Annotated in this window: 18 protein-coding genes and 1 tRNA gene; 8 read left to right on the top strand and 11 right to left on the bottom strand. The window is 58.0% G+C overall.

Going from position 1 to position 19,699, the window contains the following annotated elements; all coding sequences use genetic code 11:
• Nucleotides 1-372 precede the first annotated feature (372 nt).
• Nucleotides 373-963 (top strand): hypothetical protein, encoded by a 591-nt coding sequence (locus EDC26_RS09320; RefSeq protein ID WP_132581802.1) that lies wholly within the window; start codon nucleotides 373-375, stop codon nucleotides 961-963.
• Nucleotides 964-1,130: 167 nt separating this feature from the next.
• Here the strand turns inward: EDC26_RS09320 and EDC26_RS09325 are convergent.
• From EDC26_RS09325 to EDC26_RS09355, 7 genes are all read right to left on the bottom strand, one after another.
• A tRNA-Asn gene (locus EDC26_RS09325) sits at nucleotides 1,131-1,206 on the bottom strand.
• 80 nt (nucleotides 1,207-1,286) lie between these two features.
• Nucleotides 1,287-2,876: a DHA2 family efflux MFS transporter permease subunit gene (locus EDC26_RS09330; RefSeq protein WP_132581804.1), complete on the bottom strand. Its 1,590-nt coding sequence runs from the start codon at nucleotides 2,874-2,876 to the stop codon at nucleotides 1,287-1,289.
• A complete protein-coding gene (locus tag EDC26_RS09335) occupies nucleotides 2,873-4,057 on the bottom strand; it encodes an HlyD/EmrA/EmrK family protein (RefSeq protein WP_132581806.1) in 1,185 nt (394 codons plus the stop codon). The genes EDC26_RS09330 and EDC26_RS09335 overlap by 4 nt, the downstream gene beginning before the upstream one ends.
• Before the next feature lie 29 nt (nucleotides 4,058-4,086).
• Complete coding sequence (locus EDC26_RS09340; protein WP_132581808.1) at nucleotides 4,087-5,538, bottom strand: efflux transporter outer membrane subunit; 1,452 nt, start codon at nucleotides 5,536-5,538, stop codon at nucleotides 4,087-4,089.
• Nucleotides 5,539-5,708: 170 nt separating this feature from the next.
• Nucleotides 5,709-6,347: a MarR family winged helix-turn-helix transcriptional regulator gene (locus EDC26_RS09345; protein WP_132581810.1), complete on the bottom strand. Its 639-nt coding sequence runs from the start codon at nucleotides 6,345-6,347 to the stop codon at nucleotides 5,709-5,711.
• A 226-nt stretch (nucleotides 6,348-6,573) separates the two neighbouring features.
• The gene (locus EDC26_RS09350) at nucleotides 6,574-7,758 is read right to left on the bottom strand and encodes a DUF3734 domain-containing protein (RefSeq protein ID WP_243700849.1); all 1,185 of its coding nucleotides are present in this window, start codon (nucleotides 7,756-7,758) and stop codon (nucleotides 6,574-6,576) included.
• A 79-nt stretch (nucleotides 7,759-7,837) separates the two neighbouring features.
• The gene (locus tag EDC26_RS09355; protein ID WP_132581814.1) at nucleotides 7,838-8,728 is read right to left on the bottom strand and encodes a LysR substrate-binding domain-containing protein; all 891 of its coding nucleotides are present in this window, start codon (nucleotides 8,726-8,728) and stop codon (nucleotides 7,838-7,840) included.
• A gap of 96 nt (nucleotides 8,729-8,824) precedes the next feature.
• Here EDC26_RS09355 and EDC26_RS09360 point away from each other — a divergent pair, with 96 nt between their 5' ends.
• Nucleotides 8,825-9,904 (top strand): YeiH family protein, encoded by a 1,080-nt coding sequence (locus EDC26_RS09360; protein WP_132581816.1) that lies wholly within the window; start codon nucleotides 8,825-8,827, stop codon nucleotides 9,902-9,904.
• A 144-nt stretch (nucleotides 9,905-10,048) separates the two neighbouring features.
• Complete coding sequence (locus tag EDC26_RS09365) at nucleotides 10,049-11,029, top strand: tripartite tricarboxylate transporter substrate-binding protein (RefSeq protein WP_132581818.1); 981 nt, start codon at nucleotides 10,049-10,051, stop codon at nucleotides 11,027-11,029.
• 52 nt (nucleotides 11,030-11,081) lie between these two features.
• On the opposite strand, the gene EDC26_RS09370 is transcribed toward EDC26_RS09365, so the two are convergent.
• The gene (locus EDC26_RS09370; RefSeq protein ID WP_132581820.1) at nucleotides 11,082-11,456 is read right to left on the bottom strand and encodes a SirB2 family protein; all 375 of its coding nucleotides are present in this window, start codon (nucleotides 11,454-11,456) and stop codon (nucleotides 11,082-11,084) included.
• A gap of 10 nt (nucleotides 11,457-11,466) precedes the next feature.
• A complete protein-coding gene (locus tag EDC26_RS09375; protein WP_132581822.1) occupies nucleotides 11,467-13,380 on the bottom strand; it encodes an ABC transporter ATP-binding protein/permease in 1,914 nt (637 codons plus the stop codon).
• 638 nt (nucleotides 13,381-14,018) lie between these two features.
• On the opposite strand from EDC26_RS09375, the gene EDC26_RS09380 reads away from it, so the two are divergent.
• From EDC26_RS09380 to EDC26_RS09400, 5 genes are all read left to right on the top strand, one after another.
• Complete coding sequence (locus EDC26_RS09380; protein ID WP_132581824.1) at nucleotides 14,019-14,741, top strand: MOSC domain-containing protein; 723 nt, start codon at nucleotides 14,019-14,021, stop codon at nucleotides 14,739-14,741.
• Between the two features lie 237 nt (nucleotides 14,742-14,978).
• Nucleotides 14,979-15,353 (top strand): tautomerase family protein, encoded by a 375-nt coding sequence (locus EDC26_RS09385; protein ID WP_132581826.1) that lies wholly within the window; start codon nucleotides 14,979-14,981, stop codon nucleotides 15,351-15,353.
• 3 nt (nucleotides 15,354-15,356) lie between these two features.
• Nucleotides 15,357-15,896, top strand: coding sequence for a DUF924 family protein (locus EDC26_RS09390; protein WP_132581828.1), 540 nt, complete (start codon nucleotides 15,357-15,359; stop codon nucleotides 15,894-15,896).
• A gap of 79 nt (nucleotides 15,897-15,975) precedes the next feature.
• Entirely contained in the window at nucleotides 15,976-16,983 is a 1,008-nt protein-coding gene (locus EDC26_RS09395) for an XdhC family protein (RefSeq protein ID WP_243700850.1), read from the top strand.
• 71 nt (nucleotides 16,984-17,054) lie between these two features.
• Entirely contained in the window at nucleotides 17,055-17,624 is a 570-nt protein-coding gene (locus tag EDC26_RS09400) for a nucleotidyltransferase family protein (RefSeq protein ID WP_165930975.1), read from the top strand.
• Here EDC26_RS09400 and EDC26_RS09405 read toward each other — a convergent pair.
• Together EDC26_RS09405 and EDC26_RS09410 are read right to left on the bottom strand one after the other, a co-directional pair.
• Entirely contained in the window at nucleotides 17,617-18,912 is a 1,296-nt protein-coding gene (locus tag EDC26_RS09405; RefSeq protein WP_132581832.1) for a purine-cytosine permease family protein, read from the bottom strand. The two genes, EDC26_RS09400 and EDC26_RS09405, sit on opposite strands and share 8 nt — an antisense overlap.
• A gap of 182 nt (nucleotides 18,913-19,094) precedes the next feature.
• Nucleotides 19,095-19,634: a cytochrome b gene (locus EDC26_RS09410; protein WP_132581834.1), complete on the bottom strand. Its 540-nt coding sequence runs from the start codon at nucleotides 19,632-19,634 to the stop codon at nucleotides 19,095-19,097.
• Nucleotides 19,635-19,699: the final 65 nt, after the last annotated feature.

The following is a 19,699-nucleotide window of genomic DNA, read 5'->3' on the forward strand; positions in this document are numbered from 1 at the left end:
CACTGGGTTCACTTAGGTCCGTTGATCAATAGTAGATGAGTACATGTACATGTTGTAACGTTGCAAGTATTTTGGCGTTGCGCGCCGAGATCCCGTCTTCTGTTCACAGCTTTTCCAGCACCTTTCGTTGTACAGGTTTACGCTGGAGGGGCGTTTATTGTAGAAGCTCCCACCCTGTGCATTCTATATTGCTTGATTATGCTTGCATAATGCCTACACGAAGCTGACATTAACCTGACACTTGCTCAGAAAACAAATTATTTTTAACTTCTTGCGCGGCGGATTCCTGTTACGCAGCGGTTTTTCCGCGGTAAAGTGCAAGAACCGTTTGCGTTATTTCCCAGGCGGGCTTGCCTCACCGGAAAACACATCATGAAACTTGCCCACCTCTTGGTCGCGCTACTGCTGGCGACCGTTTCTGCCTCCTCTTTCGCGCAACCGCTGCGGGTACGTGGTGAAATCGAAAAGCTCGATCATTCCGTCCTGACGGTAAAAGCCAGCGATGCTGCCGTCTTCAATGTGAAACTTGACGATGCGGTCCAGGTCACGGCTATGGCGGCTGCCAGCCTGGCCGATATCACCATCGGCAAATTCGTCGGTACGGCGGCCCGTCCGGGGCCCAATGGCCAGTTGGTGGCGTTGGAAGTGCATATTTTTCCCGAGAGCATGCGCGGCACAGGAGAGGGTCATCGCCCTATGGACCACGAAAACACCATGACCAACGCCACAGTGAATAAAGTCGTAACCGCCGTGCATGGGCGAGTATTGACCTTGCATTACAAGGGCGGCGAGCAGCAGGTGCAAATACCGGACGGTGTGCCGATCGTTATGTTGTCTCCGAGCAATCGCGGTGTGCTCAAGCCGGGCGAGCATGTATCGATTCGCGCAATAAAGCAGCCGGATGGCTCAATCAGCGCCGCGCGCGTCACGGTCGGATTGAACGGCCTTGTGCCGCCTTTATAACGGTCATTATTTTGTTGGCGATTCGGCAGCCACAAGGGTTGCCGCTACAAAAACGTAGCCGCCAATAATGTAGCGGCAGCCCTTGTGGCTGCCATGCCTCCGTCAACGCGTTGCGCCCGATAGCCGAAAAAAAAAGCCCTTCAATGACTTGAAAGGCTTGATTTTTTTGGCTCCCCGACCTGGGCTCGAACCAGGGACCTGCGGATTAACAGTCCGTCGCTCTACCGACTGAGCTATCGGGGAATTAAAGAAGCGAGACTATAGCATAGAACTCCAGCCGGTCGCAAACTGAAGGGCCGCGATTGGGGGCGGCCGGATTCATTTTAGTGGGCTCCTGCGGCGAGGCTGCCATCGGCGATTACTTTCTTCGGACGGGCAAACCAGACCAGGCCGATCAGCACCAGAAAGAGGATGGCCGAGGCATAGAATATGTCGGCGGCCGACATGGTGAACGCTTGCTGGTTGATCAGATTGTTGATGAGCGTTGCCGATTGCGCCTGGGTCATCCCCTTGGTGTGCAGGCCGGCCATGACCGCATCGAACGCGGGTTGGCCGGGGCGTGCAATTTCGGCCAAATGGGCGTGATGCAGGACAGCGCGGTTTTCCCATAGGGTGGTGGTAATCGAGGTGCCGAATGCGCCGAAGAGCACGCGTACGAAGTTCGTCAGGCCTGCGGCGGCGGGGATGCGATGCGGGTCCAGGCCCGAAAGCGTAATGGTGGTCAGGGGAATGAAGAACATGGCCATGGCCGCACCCTGGATGAAGGTGGGGATCATGATGGTGACGATGTCGACGTCGGTATTGAATTCGGCTCTCATGTAGCTGATGAGAGCAAAGATCAGGAACGAAGTGGTCACGATATAACGCGGGTCGCGTTTGGCCAGCATTTTCCCCACGATGGGTGAAAAAATGATGGCGAGAATACCTACCGGGGCCGAGGCAATGCCGGCGTCGGTGGCCGTGTACCCAAGCGTGCTTTGCATCCATAGCGGCAGCAGCACGACGGTGCCGAAGAACACGCCGTAGGCGACCGAAATGGTAACGGTGCCCGAGGTGAAGTTGCGGCCTTTGAAAAGCGTCAGGTCGACCACCGGATGTTTGGCGGTCAATTCCCAAATCACAAAAAATACGAAGGAAACGACCACCACAATGGCCATGGTGGTAATGGCGGAGCTGGAAAACCAGTCCAGCTCCTTGCCTTTGTCCAGCATCAACTGCAGCGCGCCGACCCATAGGATCAGCAACGCCAGGCCGATGCGATCGATCGGCAGCCTGACCCGCAGGGAATCGCGGCTTTTGTAAATTTCCCAGGTTCCCCAGCCGGCGAGCAGGCCTACCGGCACATTAATATAAAAAATCCACGACCAGTTGTAATTGTCGGAAATGACGCCGCCCAGCAGGGGGCCGGCCACCGGCCCCACCAATACGGTAATCGACCATAGCGCCAGCGCCATGCCGGCCTTTTCCTTGGGGTAGCTGGCCAGCATCAGGGATTGCGACAAGGGGATCATCGGGCCGGCCACTGCGCCCTGGATGATACGAAAGACCACGAGCGATTCAATCGACCACGAGAGCCCGCACAGCCATGAAGACAGCACGAACAGGAAGATCGACATGACAAAGAGGCGTACCTGGCCGAAGCGCTGTGTCAGCCATCCCGTCAGCGGAATCGTGATCGCGTTGGCTACCGCAAAGGAAGTAATCACCCAAGTGCCTTGAGTGGCGCTCACCCCCAGGTCTCCCGCGATGGTGGGGATGGAGACATTGGCAATGGATGAGTCCAGCACGTTCATGAAGACCGCGGCTGACACCGCGATGGTTCCGAACATGCGGGCGCGGCCTTCCAGCGGCGCGTAGACAGGTTGTTTAGACTTGGCAGGCGCCGAGGGGGTGACGGTTTCGTCGCTGCTCATGATTCAAGATTTTCTTTGATGATTTTGTCAATGACTGCGTCCACGCCGTCTTTGCTGCCTTCAAACACATTGGTTTCGAGTTTGGAGTTTTCGCCTTGCGCCGCGTCCTTCTGGTCGGGCTTGACCAAGTGCACTTTGGCAACCATTGACAGGCCGACGCGCAAGGGATGTTCGGCCAATTCTTTGGGGTCCAGCGAGATGCGTACGGGAATGCGTTGCACAACCTTGATCCAGTTGCCGCTGGCGTTTTGCGCAGGCAGTAAGGCAAAGGCGCTGCCGGTGCCGGCTGCGATGCCTTCTATTTTGCCGTGGTAGACCACATTGTCGCCATAAACGTCGGCGGTAAGTTCCACCTTCTGGCCCGGCAGCATATGGGCCACTTGGTTTTCCTTGAAATTGCCTTCAACCCACACTTGCTGCAGCGGAACCAGCGTCATCAGCGGCGTGCCCGGTGCGACGTGCTGGCCAACCTGCACCGAGCGCTGCGCGACCACGCCGTTGATGGGGGCGGGCAGGGCAGTGCGCGCACGGGCAAGCCAGGCGTTGCGCACGCGGTCGGCGGCCAGTTGCACGTCGGGGTGCGCGGCTACCGTCGTGCCGGTCGTCAGGGCCTGGTTGGTTTGCAGCTTGGCCCGCGAGGCGGCCAATGCGGCGTGAGCCTGAGCGACGCCGGCCTGCGCAGCTTTCACGGCCGTCTGGGCATGCAGAATTTCTTCGCCGCTGATGCCGCCTGTTTTAGCTAGGGTCTGGCGGCGCTTCAGATCGCTTTGGGCCTTGTTCAGATCCACCTCGGCGCGCTCGACATTGGCTTGTTGCAGCGCGACGTCGGCCTTGAGCGCGTCGTTTTGCACATACAGTGTGCGCGTATGGCGTACGGCCTGGGCAAGCGAGGCTTCGGCCTGTTTAAGCGCGACATCGGCATCGGTGGCGTCGAGCTTGATGAGTGGAGCGCCCATCTGAACGTGTTGCGTATCGTCGGCTTCAATGGCTATGACGGTGCCGGAAATTTGCGAGGTGACCTGCACCAGATTGCCATGTACGTAAGCATCGTCGGTGGACTCGTAGTGCGACAGCACCAGCACCCACCAGATGGCGTAGACAATGCCCAGGACAATAAATATTAGCGCTGCGCCAAGCAGCAGCGGTTTGCGTTTGGAGGCCGATTTGTTTTCGGTAGTCATTGCTTTCTCGTGTTTCAGTCAGTCGTGTATCAGTTGGATTTGCGGGTGCCGGACGCCGCGCCGGGTGTGGCCGGGACGCCGGCGGCAGGTGTTGCCGCAGAGTCGTAGCCGCCGCCCAGCGCCGTTGCCAGTTGCGCGTCGAGGTTATAGGCGCGTGCCCGCAGGTCGGTATCCAGAATGGCTTGTTTCTGGACTTCGTTTTGCGCCAGCAGCACTTGCACGTAATTGCCCAGGCCGGAGCGATAACGCTGCACCGCGATGTCGTAGGCCGATGAAATGGCTTTGTAGCTCGCCCGCTGGTCGACAATCTGCCCTTGCAGGGCGCGTATCGCTGTGCTGGCATCGGCCACTTCACGCACCGCCGTCAGTACAGTCTGGTTATATTGGGCAATGGCCAGGTCCCGCTCGGATCGCTTGCTATTGAGCTGTGCATTCAGGGCACCGCCATGGAATATCGGCAGCGTAATGGCCGGGCCCGCGCCGTATACCTTGCTTCCGCCTTTGAGCAGATTATCCAGGCCCAGCGACATGAATCCGGCAAAAGCCGATAGATTGATGTCGGGATAGAACTCTGCCTTGGCGGCGGAGATTTCGCTCGAACTGGCTTTAACCTGGAGCTTGGCGGCAACGATATCGGGCCGGCGTCCCAACAGGTTCATGGGTAATTGGCTAGGCACGCCTTCGGGCACGGCGGCGAGCGTCGCCCGCGTGATGGCCCGACCTTGCTCGGGGCCTTCACCCGTCAGCGCCGATAGTTGATGACGCAGCAAATCGGCGTTGGTGCCAACCTGACTTAACTGAACTCTGGCTGCCGACAGCGCTGAATCCGCCTGATTGACTTCGACCTGGGTGTCCAGGCCTGCCGTGACCCGTTGGTGCGTAATTTTGGCAACATCTTCAAGCTGTTTGACGATACGTTCGATGACTTGGTGCTGCGCCAGCGAATTTTGCAGGTTGAAATAGCTTTGCGTGACAGCGCTGATGAGCGCGTTGCGAGCCAGTTGCGTGTCGGCCTGGGCCGCGGCCGCGCGCGAGACGGCGGCAGTGTAATGGGCGCGATTTTTACCCCATAGGTCCAGGTCCAGGCCCAGGTTCAGCTGCAGCGAGTTATCGGTTTGCATGGAGCCCGCAAACGGAGGCGGGTAGATGTAGTTTTCTGAAAAGCGTTCGCGCGTCATCTGGTACCCGGCATTAAGCTGAGGCAGTTGTACGGCGCGCGCGCCGCTGACTGCGGCATTGGCCATCCCCAGGCGCGCTTGCGCAGCGGCCATCGACGGGTTGTTGCGCAGGGCTTGTTCGATCAGGCGGTCGAGTTGCGGGTCTTGGTAGCGCTGCCACCACTGATCCACAGGCCACGCAATAGGGGTATCGCGCAGGCCGAGCTGGGCGCCCTGAATCTCTTTCACGGCAGGTGCGCCAGGATTGATGGCGGCGCAGCCGGTAAGCGCGGTAACGAGTAGTAGAGGTGCGAGGAGTTTCATGCTGACAGTAAACTGAATATGTTTGATAGGGCTGTATCTGACTAGACAATAATCTGTAAAAATCGGTAGAGGCAATGCAAAACGTGAGGTGAGTTTCGAAAGGCTGGAGGTATAGGGATAAAGGGAGGCGTGTCTGGCGCCGAAGACGTTATCCGGTAGTTGGCGCCGGGTTATGCCTTTGACGAATCCGGCCTGCGGGGCGGTCTGATCTGCGGGTCGTGCTCTGCGTCAGGATCGGCGCACGCGGCTGGATTGGCGCCATTGGCAATCATGCGTCGCAGGAAGTCGAGCAGCAGCTCCGTTTCTTGTTTTGAAAAACCCGCCAGGTGATTGTTCAATGTATCGGCTACAGGACCGAGGATGCCTCCTATGACCTGTTGCCCGCTGTCGGTCAATGCCAGTTTGACCACACGGCGATCTTCCAGGCAGCGATGCCGGCTTATAAAGCCTTTGGCTTCAAGGCGATCGAGAACGCGCGTCATGGCGCCGGTATCTACGTTCGTCACGCGAGACAGTTCCGCCGGGGTATCGATGTCGTGGTGGCAAATCATGATGAGCGGCTTCCATTGCTTGGCCGTCAGGCCGATGGGCGCAACACCTTGGTCGATCATGCGATTGATCGACGCGTAGACATTCTTGATGAGATGGCCGATATTGTTGTCTTGCCTGAGCGATTGCTCGTCGGGGTGATAAAACGCCGATTTGGCCCCCGCCTTGCGGCTGGAGGTGGGCGAGCGCCCAGCGGAAGCCACGCCGTTGGGACGTGTGGGGTTTGCGTGGCCGGAAATGGCGTGCGGTGCGTTCTTCATGGAAAACATTCTAGCGCTACATAGCTGACTAGGCAACTATTGTTTTAACATTAGTTGTTAATGATATATCTGATAGGACATTGTTTAGCCAGGCGGACGATAGTCGTGCGACGGCTTTGGTTCTTTTGTTCTTTGGAAATAATGGCACCCACAAGGGGTGCCGCTACAACAAAAACGTGCCCGTCGTTCATGTAGCGGCAGCCCTTGTGGCTGCCATCTCCCGCCGCTAGGCGGTTTTGGGTTTGTGCATCGATCGCTCGATTTCTTCGCCGTGTACGTCGTGCGTGACGAATCCGGAATCGTTGTCGGGCATGGCCAGGCGCGTCGGATCTTTCAGTGTGTCGTGGATATCCTGCAGGCCGGCAGCCCAGTGTTCGCGCATGGTGGCCAGGCTGAATTGGTAATCTTTATAGTGTTGTTCGTAGGGCTTGTCGCGATAAATCAGATGCACCACGTTGTAGCGCTTGCTGCTCGATAGCTCCTGGGCCAGCTTGCAATAGGTATCCTGGGCTCGCACGTCCGCCGGAATATCTTCAAGAATATGCGAGAGCAGAACGCGCAGGTGCTGGGTCCAGCGCAATTGGTCGGTAATCAGGCGCGTGCGGCTGGAATACTGTATTTCTTTTATGCGATCGGATACTTCATTCATGGTGGCGGGCGCACGTCCGCGCGCGCTCCACAGGTCGACCTGGAAGGCCAGGGTGTCGGTGCGGGGGCGCGAATTGAGTACGTCGGCCAACGGCGTGTTCGAAACCAGGCCGCCATCCCAGTAATAGTCGCCCTCGATTTCGATGGCCGGGAAGGCTGGCGGCAGGGCGGCTGATGCCATGAAATGCTCGGGCTTCAAGGCGATTTGGGTGTTGTCGAAATGAGTGAAATTGCCCGTGCGGACGTTCACGGCGCCCACCGATACGTGCAGCTCGCCCGAGTTGATGCGGTCGAAATCGCACAGGCGCTCCAGTGTTTCCTTAAGCGGTTGGGTGTCGTAGTAGCTGGTATTGTCCGGTTCGCCCGCTATATCCAGCGATGGCGCAGGAAAACGCGGCCGGAAAAACCCTTGCTGGCCGCCTATGACGGTGTTCATCGCACTCAAGAAGCTCATGCCCTGGCGCATTGTGTCGTTAAGGTTGAACAGGCTTTGTTCGATAAAAGGATTGGCGGCAAAGCCCAGGCCCGGCTGGCAGATGGTTTCCCAGAATTCGACAAGCCGCGCCAGGCGTTTGCGCGGGGCGTTGCCGGCGATGATGGCAATGTTCAATGCCCCGATGGAGATGCCGGAAAAACGGTTGGGCTTGATGTGGGCTTCGGTCAGGCCCTGGAACACGCCCGCCTGGTAGGCGCCCAGTGCGCCGCCGCCTTGCAGCACCAAGGCAATCGTTTCATAGGCGGGCAAGTCCAAAGGGGTGGTCATGGCGAAGTAAAACCTTAAAGAGGGCGTTTTGATAGGGCTGCCCATGCAGGACAGCATCTTGCAGTGCGCACTGCCTGGGTCAGGGTGGATCGATTTCCAGGCTTGTCACAAAGGCTTCGATCAGGGCGCCGCGGTAACGGGCCTTATGCAGTACCAGCGACAAGCGCCGGTGCAGATCCAGAAACGGGGTGTCCAGAATGGTCAGCCGTCCGCACGCGACAGCATCCACGGTGGCGTTTATCGGCAGGCAGGCAATGCCCAGTCCCGCGATCACCGCCTGTTTTATGGCTTCGACCTGCCCCAGTTCCAGCACGATCTGGCCAAGCGGCAGGGAATTCAAGGCTTGTTGGCTTAATACCCGCATGGCCGAACCCGGCTCGCGCAGTATCCATTTGGCATTCTTGAAATGCCGGGGCTGCAGGCGCTGGGTTTGAGTCAAAGGGTGATGGGCCGCGGCGCACACCACCAGCGCATCGTCGCGCCAGGTCTGCACGTCGAGCAGTGGGTGGTTGACGGGGCCCTCCACGCAGCCCACATCGATATTGTGCTCGAGGAGCCCGTCGATGATGTTGCGGGTGTTGTTGACGCTGACCCTCAGCGACACCTTTGGATGCGCGCCGATAAAGGGGCCGAGCAATTCTCCCACCAGATAGTTGCCTATCGTGTTGCTCGCACCCACGCGCAATTCGCCGGTCAGGGTCGCTTGGGCACCGCCCGCCTGGCGCAGCATCTCATGCATGCGTTCAATGACTTCCTGGGCGAGGGGAAGCAGTTCTTTACCGCGCGAACTGAGATACAGGCGCCCCCGCATACGATCGAACAGCGGCGCATTCAACTGACGCTCCAGCTCGGCCAAGGCCATGCTGGCCGCAGGCTGCGTTACGAACAGGCGCTCGGAAGCCGCGCGCACGCTGCCGGTAGCGGCAATGGCTGCGAACACCTCAATCTGTCGAAAGCTGACTCCAATCATCAGTAAATTTTATACCATTAATAAGCATTAATGAATTTTCTTATATATAAAGCAATCCTAAAATTACTTTCATTCATTAATACATAAGAGATCACCATGATAGCCGCATCACCCCACGCCGGATCCCAAACAGGAGCACGGCCGCACGCGCCGCGATCCGGCGCCAAAAACCGCGGGCCCGTGTCCGTGCAGCCTTCGCCTCTGTATGGCTTGTTGTTGGCGGCGGCGGTGGGTATTGCCGCTTTGCTCCTGGGTCGCTGGGCGCCCATTATCGGCGGCCCTGTGTTTGGAATTGTTCTGGGCATTTTGATTCGCAACTCAATGGGCGTTGCCCCTGTATTCAAGCCGGGCTTGGGGTTTGCTTCCAAAAAGATACTGCAGTGGTCGATTATCGCTCTGGGGTTTGGCCTGAGCATTCAGCAGGTGGCCAAGACCGGCGTAGAGTCGTTGTCGGTCACGTTCGTGACAATCTGTGTGGCGTTTGGTTCGGCCTACCTGTTGGGCAAGTGGCTGAAGATTCCGCCCAAGCTTCAGACTTTGATCGGCGTAGGTACAGCCATTTGCGGAGGGTCGGCCATTGCTGCGGTCACGCCCATCATCAAATCTGATGACCACGAAACGGCGTTTGCCATTTCCACTATATTCATCTTCAATATTATCGCGGTGCTGACGTTTCCCCTGCTGGGGCACTGGTTGCATATGTCGGATGCCGGCTTTGGCATGTGGGCCGGCACGGCCATCAACGATACCTCGTCCGTTGTGGCGGCCGGCTACAGCTACAGCACGGCGGCTGGCGATTACGCGACAATCGTCAAACTCACCCGCGCAACACTCATTATCCCGATTTGTCTGGCGCTGGCCTGTTACGTCGCCTGGCGCAGTAAAAAGCAAGGCGCGGGCGATTTCAGCCTGGCGCGGATTTTTCCCTGGTTCATCTTGTGGTTTCTGGCGGCCTCGGGGTTGCGCTCAAGCGGCATGATTCCTCAAGCCTGGAATGGCGGGATCCATTTCATGGCCGAATTCCTGATTATCGTGGCTCTGACGGCAATTGGCCTGTCCTCCGATCTGCGCCGCATGGCAACGGCCGGCATCCGCCCAGTTTTGCTGGGATTGGGCGTGTGGATGTCGGTTTTGCTCAGCAGCCTGCTGGTGCAGCACCTGATAGGCTCGTGGTAGTGGTGTAAACCGCCTTGTTTGGCGCATAATTGTTGTCCCCCGTTTTGTTTCTCCCCGTTTGGCTGGTACGCGCTCATTGATTTGATCGATGAGCGCAATGCTGGTTAAGCTGGTCATCATGGCGACGGTGGGTTCGGAGAATGTATGCGCGGTATTTTGTTGAAGATGGCGGCGTTGGTCTTCGCCGCCTGTTCCGGCCTGGCGGCGGCCACCGCTTTTGCCGGGCCCGGCAGGCTGGATGGGCCGCTGACGATGATTGTCGGCTATGCGCCGGGGGGCGCGTCGGATCGGGCTGCCCGCATTATTGCGCAAGAACTGCAAAGCAATTTGGGTATCTTCATCACTATCGAGAACAGGACAGGGGCAGGTGGCCGAGTCGCTGCCGATTATGTGAAGGCTACGCCGGCCAAAAATGTGGTGTTGCTGAGCAACCCGGCTGTCATGGTGGCGGCGCCTTTGGTATATAAAAAGCTGGCGTACGATCCTCGGGCAGACTTCAAGGCCGTATCCATGGTGGCCCAGTACCAGTTCGGCGTGGCCGTGGCGAGCGACAGCCCAATTAAAAATCTGGCGGGGCTGGTCGATTGGGCGCGTGCGCATCCCGATGAATTCAAGCTAAGCGTGCCGGCAACAGGCAGCCTGTCGCATTTCGTCGGCTTGATGCTGGCCGATAAAATCGGGGTCAAGGCGGGAATCGTCGGCCATCGGGATCCGGCGTTGCCTATGGCCGATCTTATCGACCATTCGGTTCCGTTTGCCGTTGATACACTGGACATGCAGGTTGCGCAGCACCTGAATAAAAAAATTCGAATTCTGGCCACGTCGGGTACGGAACGCGAGCCGCAGTTATCCGCAATACCCACCTTTACGCAAGCCGGCGTCAAGCTCGAGGCGCTGGGATGGAATGCCTTTTTTGCGCCGGCCAGTATGCCCAATGCTGAAGTCCGGATGCTGGGAAAGGCCATCATGGAAGTCGTCTCGACACCCAGCGTGCAAAAAACGTTGCGGGAAAACGGGTTGATCCCCGTCGTGGCCGATGCCGCCAAGACCGAGCAGTTGATCGACGCGTTTCGTCAACGGTGGGAGCCGGTGATCAGGTCATCGGGTTTCGTTGTGGATAAATAGGATGTTGTAGCGGCAGCCCTTGTGGCTGCCATTCATCCAAAATAAAACAACCTCACCCCATCCACGACATGGGATTATGCCGTATGGCCACACCCACGATATAAAAGAATATGGCAATGGCAATCAACGCTGCCGCGCCGCGCGACCCGGCGGTTTTGCCGCGTTTGATGGCGATCGTGCCTATGCCTATATATAACACCAGGGCCACGAGCTTGGCGATGATCCAGGGTTGCAGGCCGCCCAGCATGAAAGTCAGAATAACCCCGCAAACAAGCAGCACGGTGTCGATCACATGGGGAAGGATTCTGACGAGGCGGCGCGCAAGCAGGCCCGAGCCGGTAATGGACCAATAGGCGCGAACGACAAAGAAAATAATGCTTAAGGCCGCGGCGCTCATGTGGAGCTGTTTGATGATGAAGTAGTTCATGTTCGATCCCTTAACTCAATTCCCACGCGCCGCCGCCTTTGAGCGCAAGTTGCCGCGGGTGATACGCAGTCAGCGTGCTGCGATGTCCGACGCTTAGCAGGATTGTGTCAGGCAGAAGCTCGCGTGTAAGACGATACATGGATTCTTCCAGGCCTTCATCCAGGGCCGATGTCGCTTCGTCCAGAAACGCCGCGTCCGGCGCGGCCAGGAGCAGGCGGCCAAAGGCCAGGCGCTGTTGTTCGCCCAGCGAAAGGATGCGGCCCCAGTCGGCGATTTCGTCAAGGCGCGCGGCCAGATGACCCAACTGCACTTGCCGCAGCATGTCCTGGGCGCGATCATCGGGCGGGTTTGAACGTTTAGGATCAAGCAGCAAATTGCCCGGGCCGAACACGTTATCGAAGTCTTTGATGGCGTTCTTCGATCCACTTGAGGATGGGTCTTGCGCCGCTGCGCCGCTGGTGTATGCGATGGCACGCTCTGTGTCGGGCAATTGGTTGGGATAGTACAGGGCTTCACGCAAGCTGCCTAAAGGCAGGTAGGGCTTTTGCGACAAGAACAGTACGTCGTGGTCGGGTCGGATAATATCGCCTTCGCAGTAGGGCCAGAGGCCGGCGATGGAGCGCAGCAAAGTGGTTTTGCCCGAACCCGACGCCCCGCGAATCAGAAGAGGTGCGCCGGGCTGGACTTCGAGCGACAGGCGATCGAGCAGGATTTTATTGTCAGGCGTGCGTACAGTCAGGTGATCGAGGGCGACCCGCTTGCCTTTGGCATGGGTATTGGGCGCGGGCAAGGTATATGAATTCTGGATAGCCGTCGTAAAGCCCGTCAGGCGATCGAGGGTCGCCCGGTATGCGGCGAAGCTATCGTACGCATTGCGGAAGAACGACAGATTGTCTTGCAGCCGGCCAAAGGCTTGCGCAGTCTGCATCAAGTCGCCCAGGCTGATCTTCTTGGTGAAGAAACGTTGCGCCTGAATGATAAAGGGGAAGACCACGGCAGTCTGCGTGACCGAAAAGTTGAACCCCAGAAACTTCAGCGAGCGATAAATAATGGCCCAGGCGTTTGCGATGATCTGTGCAAACCGGCTGCGCAACAAGGCGCCTTCGACTTTTTCACCCGCATAGAAAGCCACGCTTTCGGCGTATTCGCGCAAGCGCACCAGGGCATAGCGGTAATCGGCGTTGAAGCGCTCGCTTAGGAAATTCAGGCTGATCAACGGGCGGCCGATGCGTATGGCGAATACGGTAGCGATCAGCACATAGACGAACACCAGGAACACCATGCCGCGTGGTATGTCCAGGCCCATGATGGCCAGCGTGCCGGATAAATTCCACAAAATCAGGGTAAAGGCAAAGGTCGACACCAGGGCGTTGACCACACCCATGGACAAGGTGAGTGATGTGGTCACGAAGGTTGCGACGTCTTGCTGTATGCGCTGATCGGGGTTATCGATTGGGCGCTCCAGGTACTGCGAACGATAATAAGCCTGGCGGTCGATCCAGCGGCTCAGCATTTGTTCGTTAAGCCACACCCGCCAGTGGACGCCGAAGGCCTGTTGTACGTAAAAATCGATCAACGAGCGAACCACGTGTATGGTGGCCAGTACCGCGAAGAGCCACATTGCAAACCAGAATTGCGCTTCGTCCAGCTTTTGCAGCGCTGTATACATATTGTTGTACCAGGACGAGAACAAGACGTCGAGGCGTACGGCGCTCAAGGTTAAAAACAGGATGAACGCCAGCGCGGCCAGCGGGCGCCAGCTGCGTTTTGGAGAAAAATAGGCGCCTGCCAGATTCCAGAATTGCCGGCCCCAAAGGGTGAACCGGGCCAAACCCCATATCGTCAAACCGGACAGCACCACCGTAATGGCATAAGCCTGCGCTATCCAGATAGCGCTATCGAGCACCTCGTGATTCCAATTCATTTATGCTCCGCGCAAGGGTGGGTGGGTAGTTGAAGCCACTGCAATTGCCAATCCGTATGTCATGTGAATGTCGTGTTTGTTGTGAAGGATTGCGCCACCCACGAGGGGTGGCGCTACAAAGCGAACCGGCCGCTAACGAACCGGCCGTCAGCAGACGTACCGTCCGCTAATGTAGCGGCACCCCTTGTGGGTGCCACATGCCCCGTCCGCTACGAATGCCTCGCCAACCAAAGCCGTATCTTCGCAACACCGCGGCAACTCATTAATGACCCGCCCGCGCCAAGTAGGTTCCCTTGATCCTGTATTTTCCCGTTCCGGACCTTATTCCATTTCTAAATCAATCGTGCGCTTTGTCAGCTTTGCTTGCCATACCTAATGTACTGTCTATGCTTCGCTTTCGCGTTCACAATCGATTTGGAAATGGAATTACAACGCATCGGCAGAAATCTTCATCCAATACCGGCCGTTTGCCTCGGGTTCAAGACATTGTCCTGCGCGGATATTAACGTGTATGGCCAGGAAAATCTGCGTGAATGGCCCGTTGCGGTGCTTAAATAGTCGATATGTTTGAATATATAATGGGCTCACTTGAATCAGGTGGCTTATGGCCCAATCGTCGAAAGAACGCGCCGGTGGCGATGGAGAATAGATCGGCAACTTGGCCCTTGCTGTCGTTGCGGGCAGGCAGGCCGCAGCCTTTTGGGCCGCGAGGCGAACCAAGCGCCATAGATAAACAGGCGTTGTCCGAGCCGGAATTTCTGGATTTTGCGGGCTTTGGCTCCGACCAGCAAGGCGATCCGCGCCATCATGGCGGCCCCGAGAAAGCAGTGCATCATTACGCCGCCGAGCACTATTCCATGTGGGCGTTTGAATTGTCGGCCGTGCCTGGTGTGCAAAACCTGGCTGTCGGCGGTTTTGGCGAGAATATCTCGACCTATGGCCTGACCGAAGATACGGTGTCGGCCGGCGATATCTTCAGGCTGGGGCATGCCCTTATACAGGTCAGCCAACCGCGCCAGCCCTGCTGGAAATTAAATGTCCGTTTCAATGTCGAGCAAATGGCCTTGCGTGTGCAAACCAGCGGGCGTACGGGTTGGTATTACCGGGTACTCGAGCCTGGTTGGGTGGCCCCCGATAGCAATCTGGCTCGCGTGGAGCGTCCGTATCCGGCGTGGACGTTAAGCCGTATCCTGAATGTGCTGTACCGCAATCGCCTGGATACGGACGAGCTGCGCGCGCTCGCGGCGGTGGGCGCGCTGACTGAAAAAATGCGCCAACTGGTGGAAAAACGCCTAAGTCTGCGCAAGGTCGAGCCCTGGGCGCGTCGCCTGGACGGTGTGAGTCCTTCGCAGGTGGGATAACGCGGGCATGGCACCCACAAGGGGTGCCGCTACATGATTCACGGATATGCATTTGTAGCGGCACCCCTTGTGGGTGCCATCCAGGCCCATTTCAGCCACCATCCAGGCTAATTCCGACCGCCGCCGCCCATCCTGGTTTGTACAGATCGTTGGCTGCATAGATAATATAAAGGTTGTTCCGCAGACGCATTGGGGCGGAACCCCTTCTTTTCCATTACCTTACTTAAGAGATTTCGCATGCCATACATTACGATTAGCGCTACCCAAGGTCTTTCTTCCGATCAGAAAAAACAGTTGCTTGAACGCTCCAGCAATGCTGTGGTCGACAGCATCGGCGCGCCGCAGGCCAGCGTACGGGTTATGTTGCACGAATTGCCCCGTGAACATTATCTGGATGCAGGCCAGTTCGGCGCGGCCACGGTGATGTATCAGGTGGAGTTTATTGTGGGCCGCACCGAAGAGCTCAAGTCGGCGCTGATTGCGTCTTTAAGCAAAACCGCGAGCGAGATCACGGGCATTCCGGAACGCGATGTACGCGTGCGATTGATCGACTTCCCTAAGGAAAACATGGGTATGGCGGGCGGTATCAGCGCCAAGAAAATGGGGCACTGAAAGGTGTTTCCCGAGGCCGATGCGGTGGTGCGCTTTTGGCGCGATGCGGGCCCCGCGCGCTGGTTCAGGAAAGATGCCGGTTTTGATCAGTCGTTTCGCGACGCCTTTTTTGATTTGCATTTTGCCGCAGCCCGGCGCGAACACGACGACTGGCTAAGCGATCCCTACGCCGCGTTGGCCTTGATCCTTTTGCTGGATCAGTTTCCACGCAATGTCTTTCGCGGTTCGGCGCACATGTATGCCACGGATTCCCTGGCACGGTTTTATGCGCGGACCGCTATCGCTTCGAACGCCATCGCCGCCATTGAAGATGAACTTAAGTCGTTTGTTTGCCTGCCTTTTATGCACTCGGAGAATATCGATGATCAGCGCTATGCACTTGAACTCTATCGACGATACAGTCCGGGCGATATAAAGTATGCGCAAGAGCATTGTGAAATTGTGCGGCGGTTCGGGCGTTTTCCCCATAGGAATGTCGCGCTTGGGCGCATCACGACGGACGAGGAGCAGGCGTTTCTGGACGCCGGCGGATTCGCAGGGTAGAACCCTGCACTGCCGGCGCAAGCCTTGATTCTTTTGGTGGGCCCACAAGGGGTACCGCCACAAAATTTATGGATGGGCGATGCTGATGGATGCGGCCGATATTCAAGTACTTCAAAGCGCGGTGGCCTGGATGGAGCAAGGCAAAGCCGTGGCGCTGGTAACAGTGGTGCGCAACTGGGGGTCTGCGCCGCGACCGCGTGGTTCGCTGTTTGCGGCCAGCAACGCAGGCGATTTCGTGGGTTCGGTATCGGGCGGCTGTATTGAAGACGATTTGCTGCAACGCTTTGCCGCGGACTTTCCGCAGTCGGTATCCACGATCAGTTACGGTATTCATGCCGCTCAAATGCGCCGCTTCGGCTTGCCTTGCGGCGGCACGCTGGAGCTGGTCGTTGAGCGATTGCACGATCTGGCAAGCCTGCGGGTTTTGTGCGCGGCGATCGACGGCCGTGAACTGATCGAGCGTCATGTCGATCTCGCCAGCGGCACGGTGACTTTGGCGCCTAATCTTGCCGATTTCACCCTCCGTTTTGACGGATTGGAACTGGTACAGGTGTTCGGGCCGCGCTGGCGTTTGCTGATCATAGGTGCTGGGGCTGTGTCGGAGTATCTTGCGCAGATGGCGCCGGCGCTGGGGTTTGCCGTGTATCTGAACGATCCTCGGGAAGATCAGCGGCGCAATTGGCGTACGGTGGGGGTTCAATGGCTGCCCGGCATGCCCGATGATGCCGTACTGGCTTTCAAACCCGATCGTCGAACGGTGATAGTGACGCTTAGCCATGATCCGAAAGTGGATGACATGGCTTTGATGGAAGCGCTGAAAACACCGGCTTTCTTTGTTGGCGCGATCGGGTCTGCGGCAAGCACGCAGGCGCGGCGCGAGCGACTGCTGACGCTCGATGTGGCCGAGTACGAGTTGAACCGGTTACATGCGCCGGTGGGCCTGGCCATCAATAGCCGTGCGCCGGCCGAAATTGCGGTGTCGATATTGGCCGAGCTTATAGCGCAACGCAATGCCGCCCAGCCGTCGTCGCAAGCCAGCGCCTGTGCTTTTGTGCCGGGTGTGGCGGCGCGTGCAGGGGGGAAGTGAGGCGGGGGATTGATGGATGGCAGCCACAAGGGCTGCCACTACGAAGGTATCGTTTTCAGAAGGACACAACGGTGGCGGAAATATCGGCGATTGTTTTAGCGGCGGGCCGCTCGCAGCGGTTTGGGCGCGACAAACGGCTCGAACTTATCGACGCCACACCCATGTTCCTGCTAACGGCGCTTAAGCTGAAAGCTGTAATCGCCGATACGCTGGTTATACTTGGCCCGCAGGATGAGGTGCATCAACGGCTTTTGTGCGATCGCGGCCTGGATTTTGCCGTATGCCCGGATGCGCACCGCGGCATGGCGCATAGCCTGGCGTACGGCGTGGCTCAGAGGCCCGATGCTTCGGGATGGCTCATCATGCCGGCCGACATGCCATTCATACAAGAGGCTACCTTGCTGGCACTGATTCGGGCATCGCGCAGGCAGGCATTGGCCGCGCCAGTTTGCCGGGGGCGTCGCGGCCACCCGGTCTGGTTCGAGCACGCCTATTATCAATCCTTATGCGCACTGACAGGCGATCAGGGCGCGCGTTCTGTATTGAACGGCGCCCAGGCTACGCTGCATCAAATCCCCGTTGACGATACGGGTTGTTTGCTGGATATCGACAAGCCGCAGGACTTGCCGGATATCAAGTGATAACGGGCGATAGTTGCCTGCGCGTGAGCATGGCCAGTACGAACGTGAACGCCAGTGCCGGCAGCGCAGAGCCCATATCCGGCGCCCATTGCGCCAGCGCGTGATAGAGCGCGATTCCCAGAATCCATATGCAGGCGGCTATGCCGTCGACTTTTGGGGTCTGCGCGGGCGTGCCCGCATAGCCAAAGCCCAGCCGTCCCAGTATCACACCATAGAGCGGTACGAACACCGAGCTGAGTATCAATAGGAAGGGTTCCAGTCCGTGCATGGGCAACACCAGCGCCAGCAGCGTGCTCGCGACGGCCAGCAATAAACCCCAGCGGCGGATGCTCCAGCCTGGCTTCAGGCTGTGCGCCGACACGGATCCCGAATACACGTCGCCATAGGCATTGTCGAGTTCGTCGATCAGTATCAGGCCCAGCGCAATCAGGCCGCCTTGCGCCAGCAGCAAGGCGCTGACGAGGTCGGTATTGGGGGTGGCGACGCTGACCACCACTACGCCCAGCGCGTAGCACCAGATATTGGCAACGGTATAGCCCAGCCAGGTTCCGCTCAGTGCGCCGCGGCCGGTGCGGCCGTGGCGGGAATAGTCGGCGACGAGGGGGAGCCACGAGACCGGCATCGCGATCACTAGGTCCAGCGCCGAAAAGACCCCCATGCTGCCATCGCCCTGACGATTCCAGACGGTGCTCAAGCCCGCGGTTTGCAATTGATTGGCGAATTGCCAGGTCAGCCACAGTAAAGACAGCACGACCAGCGGCAGGCCATAGCGGCTGACGAAGCGGCGCACCAGGGTGATCATGGAACCGGCCAGCAGGGCGGTCAGTACGCAGCCCCAGAACACGGTGGACACTATCACACCCGTGCTTTTATCCAGATTCAAACCGAAAGCCTGATTGCCGATGGTGATGGTGCCTTCGCGCATGATCACCAATTCGAAGGTGGTCCAGCCCAGCAACTGTACGATGTTCAGGAAAACCGGCAGGCGCGCAAAATAGCGGCCGTAGGTGGTGTGAATCAGCCCTGCGCTGGACAGACCGCTGTCGCAGCCCACCTTGGCGACCCACGCGAGCAGGCCCGAACCGATGATCGATCCGGCGATGATGGCGAACAGGGCTTCTTTCGTGCCGGCGGCCGGCACCAGATAGGCGCCCACTTGCATGACCAGAAGCCCCACGCCCATGCTGAACCAGAGCGATGCATGGTCGGCCCAGCCGAAAACGCGTGAAGATGCGGACGTGGGCGTCAAGGCCTGGTTGTGTATGGACGGGCTGGAAGGGCTTGTCATGGTGCGCGGCTATAAATCATGGTTGCAAATGACGGCACCCACAAGGGGTGCCGCTACAAAAACGGGGTGTCGCTACAAAAGCGGGGTGCCGCTACAAAAACCGTACCGGCCGCTATGTAGTGGCAGCCCTTGTGGCTGCCAGAATCCGTGATACCAGGACGTCATCCGTCAACAGGGCGAATCTAACGCCCGAACATGCGGACAAAGGTCGTATCCTTAGCCACGAAATGATGCCACAAGGCGGCCAGGATATGCACAATAACCAGATAGAGCATAACGTTACCCAGGAATTCATGGGTGCCTTTCACGATGGCTTTTACCTCGGTGCTCGAACCCACGATGGTGGGCAGCGTGACGCCGAAAAAATCCACCACATGATCGCTGGATTGCCATGTCAGGATGCCTAGAATGGGCAGAACCAGCATCAGCGCATACAGCATATAGTGCGTCAGATTGGCAATAGCCTTGATGAAGCGGCCTGGTGCCGGATCGATGTCTGGCTGGCTGTTGGCTGAACGCCAGAGTATTCGGGGCACGATCAGCCACAGCACAAAGAGGCCGGCCTGGATGTGCGCGTATTGCATCAGCGCGCGGCCGTCGCTGCCTTTGGGAAAGTAGGGCTTTATTTCAATAAAGATGAGTGCGGCAATAACGCACAGGGCGCAAAAACCGTGGAAGATACGGCTTGGCGTGCCATATTTGTTATGCGAGTTGAAGATCATGATATGGCCCGAGTCGTAAAAGATCGCGAGTGGCGAACACGAAGTATCTGGTGGGTCTGATAAGA

Origin of the sequence: Paralcaligenes ureilyticus (genome assembly GCF_004346225.1) — a bacterium.
Taxonomy (GTDB): domain Bacteria; phylum Pseudomonadota; class Gammaproteobacteria; order Burkholderiales; family Burkholderiaceae_B; genus Paralcaligenes; species Paralcaligenes ureilyticus.

Bases quoted from the DNA above. Each gene is read 5' to 3' on its own strand.
- EDC26_RS09320 (WP_132581802.1), top strand. From the start codon at position 373: ATGAAACTTGCCCACCTCTTGGTCGCGCTACTGCTGGCGACCGTTTCT.
- EDC26_RS09385 (WP_132581826.1), top strand. From the start codon at position 14,979: ATGCCATACATTACGATTAGCGCTACCCAAGGTCTTTCTTCCGATCAG.
- EDC26_RS09405 (WP_132581832.1), bottom strand. From the start codon at position 18,912: ATGACAAGCCCTTCCAGCCCGTCCATACACAACCAGGCCTTGACGCCC.
- EDC26_RS09345 (WP_132581810.1), bottom strand. From the start codon at position 6,347: ATGAAGAACGCACCGCACGCCATTTCCGGCCACGCAAACCCCACACGT.
- EDC26_RS09365 (WP_132581818.1), top strand. From the start codon at position 10,049: ATGCGCGGTATTTTGTTGAAGATGGCGGCGTTGGTCTTCGCCGCCTGT.
- EDC26_RS09410 (WP_132581834.1), bottom strand. From the start codon at position 19,634: ATGATCTTCAACTCGCATAACAAATATGGCACGCCAAGCCGTATCTTC.
- EDC26_RS09330 (WP_132581804.1), bottom strand. From the start codon at position 2,876: ATGAGCAGCGACGAAACCGTCACCCCCTCGGCGCCTGCCAAGTCTAAA.
- EDC26_RS09350 (WP_243700849.1), bottom strand. From the start codon at position 7,758: ATGACCACCCCTTTGGACTTGCCCGCCTATGAAACGATTGCCTTGGTG.
- EDC26_RS09335 (WP_132581806.1), bottom strand. From the start codon at position 4,057: ATGACTACCGAAAACAAATCGGCCTCCAAACGCAAACCGCTGCTGCTT.
- EDC26_RS09380 (WP_132581824.1), top strand. From the start codon at position 14,019: ATGGAGAATAGATCGGCAACTTGGCCCTTGCTGTCGTTGCGGGCAGGC.
- EDC26_RS09340 (WP_132581808.1), bottom strand. From the start codon at position 5,538: ATGAAACTCCTCGCACCTCTACTACTCGTTACCGCGCTTACCGGCTGC.
- EDC26_RS09395 (WP_243700850.1), top strand. From the start codon at position 15,976: ATGCTGATGGATGCGGCCGATATTCAAGTACTTCAAAGCGCGGTGGCC.
- EDC26_RS09360 (WP_132581816.1), top strand. From the start codon at position 8,825: ATGATAGCCGCATCACCCCACGCCGGATCCCAAACAGGAGCACGGCCG.
- EDC26_RS09370 (WP_132581820.1), bottom strand. From the start codon at position 11,456: ATGAACTACTTCATCATCAAACAGCTCCACATGAGCGCCGCGGCCTTA.
- EDC26_RS09375 (WP_132581822.1), bottom strand. From the start codon at position 13,380: ATGAATTGGAATCACGAGGTGCTCGATAGCGCTATCTGGATAGCGCAG.
- EDC26_RS09355 (WP_132581814.1), bottom strand. From the start codon at position 8,728: ATGATTGGAGTCAGCTTTCGACAGATTGAGGTGTTCGCAGCCATTGCC.